General features: G+C 37.8%; 8 protein-coding genes. 4 read left to right on the forward strand and 4 right to left on the reverse strand.

All coding sequences use genetic code 11. The annotated features are described in order from the left end of the window. Positions 1-143: 143 nt before the first annotated feature. The 4 genes from AO58_RS0105100 to AO58_RS0105115 are packed head-to-tail and all read right to left on the reverse strand — an operon-like array spanning position 144 to position 5,055. Positions 144-2,117 (reverse strand): transglycosylase domain-containing protein, encoded by a 1,974-nt coding sequence (locus tag AO58_RS0105100; protein WP_024980669.1) that lies wholly within the window; start codon positions 2,115-2,117, stop codon positions 144-146. A gap of 37 nt (positions 2,118-2,154) precedes the next feature. After that, on the reverse strand, positions 2,155-2,727 hold the full coding sequence (locus AO58_RS0105105; protein WP_024980670.1) for a 5-formyltetrahydrofolate cyclo-ligase: 573 nt from the start codon (positions 2,725-2,727) through the stop codon (positions 2,155-2,157). Further along, entirely contained in the window at positions 2,702-3,958 is a 1,257-nt protein-coding gene (locus AO58_RS0105110) for a pyridoxal phosphate-dependent decarboxylase family protein (protein ID WP_024980671.1), read from the reverse strand. Before AO58_RS0105110 ends, AO58_RS0105105 begins: the two co-directional genes overlap by 26 nt. A 56-nt stretch (positions 3,959-4,014) precedes the next feature. Next, a complete protein-coding gene (locus AO58_RS0105115) occupies positions 4,015-5,055 on the reverse strand; it encodes a succinylglutamate desuccinylase/aspartoacylase family protein (RefSeq protein WP_024980672.1) in 1,041 nt (346 codons plus the stop codon). Positions 5,056-5,391: 336 nt separating this feature from the next. On the opposite strand from AO58_RS0105115, the gene uvrC reads away from it, so the two are divergent. The 4 genes from uvrC to hppD all read left to right on the forward strand — a co-directional run bounded on the left by uvrC (position 5,392) and on the right by hppD (position 12,029). Further along, positions 5,392-7,182 (forward strand): excinuclease ABC subunit UvrC, encoded by a 1,791-nt coding sequence (gene uvrC, locus AO58_RS0105120; protein ID WP_024980673.1) that lies wholly within the window; start codon positions 5,392-5,394, stop codon positions 7,180-7,182. A gap of 21 nt (positions 7,183-7,203) precedes the next feature. Next, a complete protein-coding gene (locus AO58_RS0105125; protein ID WP_024980674.1) occupies positions 7,204-9,408 on the forward strand; it encodes a patatin-like phospholipase family protein in 2,205 nt (734 codons plus the stop codon). Positions 9,409-9,565: 157 nt separating this feature from the next. Then, complete coding sequence (locus tag AO58_RS0105130; protein ID WP_024980675.1) at positions 9,566-10,723, forward strand: homogentisate 1,2-dioxygenase; 1,158 nt, start codon at positions 9,566-9,568, stop codon at positions 10,721-10,723. Positions 10,724-10,868: 145 nt separating this feature from the next. Then, positions 10,869-12,029 carry a 4-hydroxyphenylpyruvate dioxygenase gene (hppD, locus tag AO58_RS0105135; protein WP_024980676.1) on the forward strand — a complete coding sequence of 387 codons (1,161 nt, stop codon included), beginning with the start codon at positions 10,869-10,871 and terminating at the stop codon, positions 12,027-12,029. Positions 12,030-12,178: the final 149 nt, after the last annotated feature.

Below are 12,178 nucleotides of genomic sequence, written 5' to 3' on the forward strand. Positions count from 1 at the left end.
AATCTTTCCTAGAAAAACAAGATTTTTGCTCTATAGCCCCGATTGTAGTGGAAATCCTTATGGCCCGGGGTTCGGGGCATAAGATTGCAACGGAAAGCGGGACCATTGTTTCTTAAAAAGCCTATTCTTGCTGCTCCAAATTTTTAAAAACCAAAAATCAGATCGGCAGCTATGGAATCGGCTTGGATTTGTATGGAGTCGGGCACTCTCAATTTGATGAACGATTTGGCTTGGCCGGTAACCATAAAGGGTTTGGATTTGTAAATGGAATCCTCGGGCGCTAGCAATCCTCTTCGGTTCATTAAATTGGTCAAAAACAATTGTTGCTTTACGGCAAAGTCTTTGAGTTTTCCTTCGTCATTGAATTGGTACATGAATTTGCGCGGGCTTGGAATAATTCTGGCCAAGTACAAACATTCGTTCAGGTCTAGTTCGGCGGGTGTTTTTTGGAAATAAAAACGACTGGCTTCACCAATTCCGTATACATCAGGACCCCATTCGATAATATTGAAATAGACTTCGAGCATGCGCTGTTTGCTGACCACACGGTTGTTTTCTAAGATATAGACCAAAAGAATTTCTTCGAGTTTACGCGATAAGGTTTTTTCGCGAGTCAAAAAGGCATTTTTGACCAATTGCATGCTGATGGTACTGGCGCCACGAGCGAATTTTTTGGTACGGATGTTTTTGAGAATCGATTGTTTAAAGGCCTCGTTGATAAAACCACGATGATTAAAAAACGAAGGATCCTCGGTGGTTAAGACGCATTTTTGTAAGTAAGGCGAAATTTGATCCAAAGGCGTATAATCTGCATTTTCGGCTCCTACCAAAATTGGGCGTTGGAGTACATTTTTGATGATGGCTCGGTACACAAATTCGCCGTTGAGTTTGGTCAAATTGGCTTTTCCGTATTTTGTGATGCGAAGGTTTTCTTTGTTGAGTTTGCTATCAAACACCAATTGGTTGGGTTTGTTTTTGTTGAATTTGAAATCCAAGTTGTACTCAAAATTTCCTTGGGCTTGCATGCCTTGAAAGTTGGTAAACAAACCATCGGGAAGCGAAACGATAAAGTCTTGCGCCTTCATTTTGGGAATACTCACTTGCAATTTATAAATCGTATCCGATTCGGTTTCGTAAGCCATATACGGATGCACTTTTATTTTGTTGAGTTGCAGTGTTGAGCTTTTATCGATTGAAATAAAATCAGCACCCAGTAGAAATCGATAATCAAATCGAGCGTTGTTAATGACCACATCTTTGTTGGCAATTTTGGGGTGATTGATGCGTAAGTTGGTAATGGTGGCCAGTCCGTCAAAATGGAATTCCCCCGATGATTTTTCAATATTTTGAATATTCAAACGGATGGAGTCAAAGCTGGATTGTAGGTGATACCGTTCGTCAACATAGGGCAAACGAATGGCTCCTGTGTCTTGGTTAAAGATCCTGAAATCTGCAGTTTTGTTTCTTGGATTGGCAATTCCTTTGAGGCTTAGTCTTTGTTTGAACGTATTGGTTGCAACTGCAAGGGAGCAATTGAGTTGTTCGTTTTGTAAAGTAAGATTTTTAAAATCGAGTAGGGTTTTGTTGCCGTTATCATCAATTTTGAAGGCTAAGTTTTGGATGTGCATATCGGTAGGCACCAAATTGAGGATTCTTGAAATCAAACGATAGGCTGTGGCGGCATAATCGGTTTTGCGATCTGAATTTTCGAGGTTGATTTCTTCCTCTTTTTTTAAAAAGGCGTCAAAATTGCGTTGTTTTCCTTTTTTGACCAATTGAATATATCCGTCTTCAAGTTCTAATTTTTCTAATTGAATATTTCCAATAAATAAGTTCCAAAAACTGATGCTGGTATTGAGTTTTTTGATATGCAAAAGGGTATCGGCATTTTTTGGAGCCAAAATAACATCGTAGAGATCGATACCGCTCAGGCCATCAAAACTTGCTTTTTTAACACTAAAATCACTGTTGTATTGTTGGGTCATTTTAGTCGAAACCTTGTCTAAGGCTTGATCTAAAAGGGTGTCTCTAAAAAATATAAAACCTCCTATAGTCACAAGTAGTACTATAGCCAATACTTTTAGGGCTAGAAGGAGTTTTTGTTTGTTCGTTCTCATCATTTAAATTTCACTAAGGCTGCAAAAGTATCTTATTTTATGTTATGCTAAAATTAAAAATAGCGTACGGGTTGATACAATAATCCAATGGGATATCGTTCTCAAAAACATCGGTTATTTGGTCTTCGGGGTCAAAGAAAGACAGGCCGATTTTTAGGGTTTCAGGCCTGCATTCTGAAAGGAATTGATCATAAAACCCTTTGCCGTATCCCACGCGATTGCCCAGTTTATCGTAGGCGAGTAAAGGTATAAACACGACTTCTATTTGTTTCGAAGGCACTTCGATTCCTGATACGGGTTCAGGAATTTGATACTCGTTTTTTACAATGCGTGTATTGTCTGTAAGTAGAAAATGCATCATTTTTAGGGTTTCGAAATCACTTTTAGACAGGATAATTTCTTTGTCTTTTCCCGCTAAAATGTGCAAAAGAAATTCAGTATTGATTTCTTTTTGGGATGCAATGGGTAAAAAAATATGAAAATAGGTTTTGTCCCAAATAGGAAGCGATAAAGCTTGGTTGGCTATTGCCAAGCTCATCGATTCGATATCATTTTCATGTAGTGCTTTTCGGAGTGTTTTGTACTTAAGCCGTAATTCCTTCTTCAACATGCATAGTTGCTTTTAATTGGGCTATAAAAGTAGTCAAATGTTCGACTTCTACATGATCCATAAGCACTATTTTGTACCATTTATTGTCCCCATGATGTTGTTGTGGCACCAAGTCAAAAGTATCGGCTAGTTTTGGGTCGATGTACTCGGCATGAATGGTGACAATGTTCATGAACGGATCTCTAAAATAAGCAATGCCCAGTTGGTCTAATGCATTGCATAAAAATTGGGTTCTCATTTGCAAAACGCTTACTTTTTCGAACCAGCCGTGTGCGCCATAGGCAAACAAAATCATCCAAACGGCCACAGCATTCGATCCGGAACGGCTTCCACAAAGGGTTAAATCCATACCTTCTACATACTCGGCTTCTTTGGTCAAAACGTTTTCAATTAGATTTTTTCGGCAAATGAAAATACCTGTTCCATAAGGCGATTGTAGCATTTTGTGTGCATCGATGGTGATAGAGCTAATTTTTGGATTATTAAAATTAAGGGTCGATTGAGGATTGCTGAATGGATAAACAAAACCACCATAAGCCCCATCAATATGAAGTTTATACTCTAAACCGTATTTTTCAAAAAGAGTACAATACACTTCGGGATTATCTACAGAGCCAAACATAGTGGTACCCATATTCGAAACGGTGATAAAATATTTTTTACCTTTTGCTTTCGCTTCCAGAATCAATTGTTCTAATGCAAGGCTGTCTATGGATCTATTATGAAAGGCAACAGGAACTTTAATCCAATCGAGCATTAAAACATTGGAGCCTTTGGCAATGGAGTAATGCGTATCTTCGGAAGCTACGATGGCAATTTCGTGTAGTTGGGCTCCTTTTTGATACATGAAAAAGTTGCGATACATCCAAATGGCCTGAATATTCGCTTCGGTTCCGCCTGGTGAAATATAGCCATCGTAAGAATTGGGTTTCGCTTTGAAAATATCGACTGCTATGACATCCAAAACTTCTCGCTCTATTTGTTGGGTGCCTTTGAAGGCTTTTTCGGAAGTTCCCAAAGTGTGACAACCGATATGATTGGGGTTGGCCACATAGGCTTGCAAAGTAGGCGCTTCTTGTAAAAAAGGCGCATCATCATAAAAAACTTTCCCGTCTAATTTTGAGGCTGGATACCCCAATGAAATGTCTTTTGAAAAATTGACATTTTCGGCTAATGCATTTTGAATACGTTCTTTACGTTCTTTCTGATCTATTTTTTTCCAATATAACATTGTTGTAATTTTTCAGCAAAGGTAACTGGCTGATTCCTATTAGAATATGATTTTTGTTAGGTTTTAAAGATTTCAATATCATTAAATTGCTGAATATAGGCCTCTGGTTTTTCAATTCTGTTTGATTTTGTTCCGACTAAAGAAGTAGACAAATGAAAAATGGCGTCTCCTTCATACACAATAGGTGATTGGTTGCTGTTGATGACGTAACCATCATTGGGGGCTTTCACTTTGCGTTCAAATTTCCCAAAAGGATCGGTAATGAGTGCCAAAACAGTCCCTTTGGTAACAAACGTGCCAATGGTATTTAAATCGTGAAGCATTCCGGAGCATTTGGCTCTCACCCAATTCGATTTTTCGATGTAAATGGTTTTGTTTTCGGGCACTTCGATGTTGTGTTTTGGATCTAACATGTCCAATTGTGCTAACACGCGTTTGGTGCCTTCAAGTCCTTCTCTGGCGACTTTTTTATCTATGTCTAATGATTTTCCACCTTCAAAAAGAAGCATTTTCACGTTCATTTTGGTAGAAGAATTTCGAAACGAACCCGCAATGTTTTTGGAGTACAAAGTGAAAGGTGCATTGAATACATCGGCTAATTGCTTTAATTCAGCATCATTTTCTGCTAGGCGAATTTGAGGAGCATTAAAACGACTCGCACCACCCGCATGAAAATCAATCGCATAATGCACTTCGGGCATCACTTCGTTGAGGATGTGAAAAGCAAATCGACTCGCCAAGGACCCTTTTTTACTGCCCGGAAAAGAGCGATTCAGGTCACGACCATCGGGAAATTCTCGGGAACGATTCACAAAACCATACATATTAATGATGGGAATACAGATGATCGTGCCGCGTTTGGGTCGGTTTATTTTCTGGCTAATGAGTTGTCGTACAATTTCGATACCATTAATTTCATCGCCGTGGATTCCCGCTGTGAAAAGAATGACAGGACCTTCTTGTTTGGAACGCCGAACAATGATAGGGATATTGAGCTTGGTAGTCGTGTGGAGTCGCGCCATCTCAACGTTGATGGTTTTGTTTTCTCCCGGTAAAATGCTTTCGCCAAAAATCGTTATTGGTTTTAAACTTCTCATAGCCAACTTTAATGGGCTAAATATAAAAATTATTAAGCATTACCTGTTGGTTGAATTTCAAATAAAATAAAACTTAATCATACTTCGATGCCTCAGATTAATAGCAGTTAGCAACAAATTCACTAATTGTCATTAAAATTGAATGTCACAAATTCCAACAACTTTAATAATTTGTGTTTTTAAAACCTGTTGTTATTCCTGATCTATTCGTGAATTCGTGGCGAAAATTTTTGAATACGAATGTCCTGAAGAAAAATCCAACGCAGAAGTTTTAGAAAAATAGAATCACTAAATTTGTTCTGAATTAAAAGCGATAGCGAATTTTCTAAATCTACAATGACGCAACCCTCGATAGCCCTTCAAATACAAACCCTTCCTGATAATCCAGGCGTGTACCAATATTATGATAAGGAAGGTGAAATTTTATATGTAGGCAAAGCCAAAAACCTAAAAAAAAGGGTGTCCTCTTATTTTAACAAAATTCACGATACGGCCAAAACCAATGTGTTGGTCAAAAAAATTGTGACCATAAAGCACATTGTAGTTCCCACAGAATCTGATGCGTTGTTGTTAGAAAATAATTTAATCAAAACGCTTCAGCCTCGTTATAATGTCTTGCTTCGTGATGACAAAAGTTATCCTTGGTTGTGCATCAAAAAAGAACCTTTTTCACGTATTTTTTCTACTCGTAGAATGATTAAAGACGGTTCTGAATATTTCGGTCCTTACACGAGTTTCAAAACCGTTAATACGATTTTGGAATTAATCAAAGAGTTGTATCCACTCCGTACTTGTACTTTCGATTTGAGCGAAAACAACATCAATAGTGGAAAATTCAAAGTGTGTTTAGAATACCATATTGGCAATTGCAAAGGCCCGTGCGAAGGTCACGAAAGCTTGGAGCATTACCAAAAACAAGTAGACGCCATACGCGAAATCCTCAAAGGTAATTTCAAAGAAAGTTTAAAAGATTTTAAACGAATGATGGTCGATTTGGCCAGCGAAATGAAGTTTGAAGAAGCTCAGAAAATAAAAGAAAAAATTGAGGTTTTAGAAAATTACCAATCCCGTTCAACCATTGTCAATCCGAAAATCACGAATATTGATGTGTTTTCGATTGTTTCGGATGAAAGTGCGGCTTTTGTGAATTTCTTGCAAATTTCTCACGGTTCGATTATTCGTTCACACACGATGGAAATCAAGAAGAAGTTAGCAGAAACGGATGAAGAGTTGTTAGAATTAGCCATTGTTGAACTTAGAGAGCGCTTTCATTTGTTGTCTAGAGAAGTGATTGTTCCTTTCGCCATAGATTTGGGTGAAAATATTAAAATTACAGTGCCTCAATTGGGCGACAAAAAACAAATATTGGATTTGTCTATTCGTAATGCCAAGTTTTACCGCATCGAACAACTCAAACAATTGCAGATTGTCGACCCAGACCGTCACACCAATCGGATTATGGCACAAATGCAAAAAGACTTGCGATTGCCTGTAGAGCCAAGACATATTGAGTGTTTTGATAATTCAAACATTCAAGGAACGAATCCTGTTTCGGCTTGTGTAGTTTTTAAAGATGGAAAACCTAGCAAGAAAGATTATCGTCATTTTAATATCAAAACCGTCGAAGGACCCGATGATTTTGCTTCGATGACAGAGGTAGTGTACCGCCGATACAAACGATTATTGGACGAAAAAGAGCCTTTGCCACAATTGATTATTATTGATGGAGGAAAAGGACAATTATCTGCGGCCTTAAAAAGTATTGATGAACTTGGATTGAGAGGGAAAATCACCATCATTGGCATTGCCAAACGATTGGAAGAACTCTTTTTTCCCGGAGATTCTATCCCTTTGTATTTGGATAAAAAATCTGAAACCCTAAAGGTAATTCAGCAGTTGAGAAACGAAGCCCACCGATTCGGAATCACACATCATCGTGACAAACGAAGCAAAGCCGCCTTGAATTCATCGATTGAAAGTATCCCGGGCATAGGCGAAAAAACGATGATTACGCTTATTGAGCATTTTAAAAGTGTTAAAAGAATACAATTGGCTACAGAAAAAGAAATTTCTGAGGTTATTGGCGTGTCAAAAGCCAAAAAAATTTCCGACTTTTACAAGAAATAGCACGTTGCTAAATTCTTGTCTATGAGTAGATTTACTGCTTTACTTTTGTTGTTCTGTTGTTGTGGGTTACTTTGGTCACAAGAACAAGCAAAGAAACCCAAAATAGGTCTAGTATTAAGTGGAGGTGGAGCCAAAGGTTTCGCTCATATTGGCGTGTTGAAAGTGATTGAAGAAGCCGGAATCAAAATCGATTATATCGGCGGAACCAGCATGGGTGCCGTGATTGGAGGTTTGTACGCCACGGGTTTTAATGCATCACAAATTGATTCTATTTTTCACACCGTTGATTTCGATAAGTTAATCAACGATTATGTTCCAAGGGGGTCCAAGAATTTTTACGAAAAACGCAATGACGAATTGTATGCCGTAACACTGCCCTTTAATAAATTCAAAATCGGTATTCCTGAGGCACTTTCTAAAGGTATGTACAACTTTAATTTGTTGACCCGTTTGACTCGAAATGTAAAAAACATTCACGATTTCAATCAATTACCCATTCCTTTTTTGTGTATCGCTACTGATATTGAAAAAGGCGAACAAGTGTTGTTGAACAAAGGCAATTTAGCGCAATGTATTTTAGCAAGTGCGGCGTTTCCTTCCTTGTTTTCTCCCGTTGAAATTGAGGGTAAAGTGCTTATTGACGGTGGTGTTGTGAATAATTACCCCATTCAAGAAGTGATAGATTTGGGAGCTGATGTTATCATTGGAGTCGATGTTCAAGAAGGGTTAAAAGATCGTACCGCACTTAGAGATGCTACCAAAATATTAGTACAGATCACCAATTTCAGCATGATCGACAAGATGAAAGGAAATGTACAAAAAACAACCGTGTACATACAGCCAGACATCAAAGATTATTCTGTGATATCTTTTGATAAAGGCAAAGAAATAATAGTTAAAGGCGAAGAAGCTTCTTTTGCCGTGTACGAAAAATTAAAACAATTAGTAAATCATGATTTTCCTTATCGAAAGCCAAAATTAAAGCTCATATCTGATAGTATTTTGGTGTCAGACATTCAAGTGAATGAAATGAAAAATTTCACGAGCACTTATGTTAAAGGTAAATTACGCTTCAAACCCGGAAGTTTAATTACCTATACGAAGTTGCAAAATGGCATTAACAACATCAACGGAACTCAAAATTTTAACGCCATTACTTACGCTTTGCAACCTCTTGGGAATGCTGAACAATTGGTGTTAAACTTGAAAGAAAACGACACTAAAACACAATTAAAGTTGGGTTTACATTACGATGGTTTGTACAAAAGCGCTGTTTTGGCCAATATTACACAAAAAAATCTATTGATTAAAAATGACAATTCTTCATTGGATCTTATCATTGGAGATAATTTCCGTTACAATTTTAATTATTATGTCGACAATGGCTATAACATAAGTTTTGGTTTTAAGTCCTCTTTGAATCAATTTGATAGAAGTATATCTCAGACCATTCAGGTGGGCAAAGAAATGGACGAAGAACTTTCATTGATCAATGTTGATTTTCAGGATTGGAACAATCAGGCTTATTTTCAATCGGTTTTTGTTCAAAAATATTTAATTGGAGGCGGTATCGAATACAAGTACCTAAATATCGTTCCCTCAGTAGTTACCAAAAATAGCCCAGCCGTAGAGGATAGTAATTATTTGGGCGTGTTCGGATATTTGAAGTTTGATGCCTTGGACAGTAAGTATTTTCCAACCAAAGGCTGGTCGTTTACGGGTGATGTGCACTCGTATTTAATGTCTTCTAATTATTCAAAAGTGTTTGAGCCTTTTACCATACTCAAAGCTGATTTTGCGGTAGCGGCAAAAGTGTTGCCTCGTTTAGTCTTTAAATTTGAAACGGATGCTGGTACAACGGTGGGTAAGCAAAGTGTTCCTTTTTTAAATTTTATGCTTGGAGGATATGGTTATAATGCGATAAATAACTTCAAGTCTTTTTTTGGATATGATTTTTTAAGCCTAGGCGGTAATAGTTATATCAAATCATTGGGAACCTTAGATTTTGAATTTTACAAACGAAATCACTTCAATTTGACTGCGAATTACGCTAATATTGGTAATCGTATTTTTAGTTCGCTCGATTGGGTGGCTTTGCCCAGGTACTCCGGATATGCTGTGGGATACGGATTGGATTCTATTCTTGGGCCAGTTGAGGTAAAGTACTCTTGGTCGCCCGAACAGCCAAAAGGATTTTTTTGGTTTAGTGTAGGATATATTTTTTAATCTTAAAATTATATTAAAAAAATTACGACATTTGCTTTCATGAAAACAAAATGGCAAGGTTTATTAGATTATCTGCAATTTCTTATTAAGAGAAATCCAGAATGATTGCACTATTTTTTAAGGAATACAATTAGGTTGAATCTAAATTTTTTAAAAAATGCCAATATATCATAAACTAGGAGATTTTCCTCAAAAACGCCACGTACAATTCGAGAAACCTAATGGGGGATTGTATTACGAGCAATTATTCGGTACCGAAGGTTTTCACGGCCATTCGTCAATATTATATCATGTACACCGACCAACTCAGGTCAAAGAAATACTAAATTCGTATTCAGTAGAACCCAAAATTGCTATCGGTAAAAACATCAAATCATTATTGCTAAAAGGGTTTGAATTGTTACCCGAAAATGATTTCTTGGAAAGTCGCAAACCCATGTTGGTCAATAAAGATTGCACTATTGGTTTAGCAGCACCAAAAGAATCCTTGCGTTCGTATTTTTATAAAAACGCCGATGCTGATGAAATGATTTTCATTCACAAAGGAAGCGGAACCCTAAGAACAATGATGGGTAACATTCCTTTCGAATATGGTGATTATCTTATTATCCCTCGCGGAATGATTTATCAAATTGATTTTGATACTACCGAAAATCGCTTGTTTTATGTAGAATCTTTTGCGCCTTTCTATACACCAAAACGATACAAAAACGAATCAGGTCAGCATTTAGAACACGCTCCTTTTTGTGAACGCGATTTCAAATTGCCAACAGAGTTAGAAACGCACGACGAAAAAGGCGATTTCTTAATCAAAATCAAAAAAGAAGGGATGATGCACGAGGTGGTCTATGCCACGCATCCTTTCGACGTTATTGGTTGGGATGGCTATAACTTTCCTTATGGATTTAGTATCCACAACTTCGAGCCTATAACCGGTCGTGTGCACCAACCGCCACCAGTACACCAAACGTTTGAAACATCTACTTTTGTAGTGTGTTCTTTCGTGCCTCGTTTGTACGATTACCACCCAAAAGCTATTCCTGCGCCTTACAATCACAGCAACATCGATAGCGATGAGGTTCTGTATTACGTAGATGGCGATTTTATGAGTCGTAATAATATCGAACAAGGACATATCACTTTGCATCCAAAAGGTATTCCTCACGGACCAGCACCAGGAGCTATGGAGCGAAGCATCGGTCAAACAATTACTCAAGAATTAGCCGTTATGGTCGATACGTTTCGCCCTTTAATGGTTACCGAAGAAGCGATGGGTCTTGATGACGGACAGTACTACAAATCTTGGGTAGAGTAAAAAATAATTAAAATAATAAGGAGCTATTTCCTGCTGTACGCTATATCTGTGGCTCCGAACCCCGGAGCCACAGGATGCCGCTTCCATCAGGGCTTTGAACTAATCAACAACATTTTCGGAAACCCCGAAACAAACAATATATACAATGGCAAAAGAAGTACAATCAGTAGAATACGGACTAGAAAAAATATTTGAAGGAGCACAAGATTTCCTTCCGTTAATGGGAACCGACTACGTAGAATTTTATGTGGGCAACGCCAAACAAGCCGCTCATTTTTACAAAACGGCTTTCGGATTTCAATCGCACGCGTATTGCGGGTTAGAAACAGGTTCAAGAGACAAAGTTTCTTATGTGTTAAAACAAGACAAAATTCGTTTGGTACTAACTACGGCGCTCAACAGCGAATCTCCAATTGGAGAACACGTAAAAAAACACGGTGACGGAGTTAAAATCGTGGCGCTTTGGGTAGAAGATGCTCGTAAATCTTTTGAAGAAACCACTAAACGTGGCGCAAAAGTCTATATGGAACCTACCGTAGAAAAAGACGAATTTGGTGAAGTAGTTCGCGCTGGAATCTATACTTATGGTGAGACCGTTCATATGTTTGTAGAGCGCAAAAACTATACAGGTGCTTTTCTTCCAGGTTTTGTAGAATGGAAATCGGATTATAACCCAACTTCTGTTGGTTTAAAATACATCGACCATATGGTAGGAAATGTGGGTTGGAATCAAATGAATGTTTGGGTAAAATGGTACGAAGACGTGATGGGCTTTGTAAACTTCCTTTCTTTTGATGACAAACAAATCCACACCGAGTATTCTGCTTTGATGAGTAAAGTAATGAGTAACGGCAACGGAAGAATTAAATTCCCAATCAACGAACCCGCCAAAGGAAACAAGCGTTCTCAAATAGAAGAGTATTTAGATTTTTATGAAGGCGCAGGCGTGCAGCACATTGCCATTGCTACCGATGATATTATTACTACTGTTACTGAGCTTAGAGCTCGTGGTGTAGAATTTTTATCAGCGCCACCTCATGCGTATTACCAAGCCATTCCAGAACGTTTGGGCGAACACATGAGTATGATGAAAGAAGATTTAGCCGTTATCGAAAAGCTAGCCATTATGGTGGATGCCGATGAAGATGGGTATTTATTGCAAATCTTTACCAAACCTGTTGAAGATCGTCCGACCTTATTTTTCGAAATAATTCAACGAATGGGAGCCAAAGGATTCGGTGCAGGGAACTTCAAAGCTTTATTTGAGTCCATCGAAAGAGAGCAACAATTGCGAGGAACGCTATAAAATTAAGTTTTTTTTGCATTATCAAAAAAAATAACCAAATAGAATGCTAATAATATACAAACGTTGTGTTAAACTTAATTTTATAGGCTAAAAAATATAAAAAGCCATTGTATCTTTGCAAAGCAAATGAGAGGGGTGGTTTCCTTTCA

This window comes from Flavobacterium succinicans LMG 10402, from assembly GCF_000611675.1.
Lineage (GTDB): Bacteria > Bacteroidota > Bacteroidia > Flavobacteriales > Flavobacteriaceae > Flavobacterium > Flavobacterium succinicans.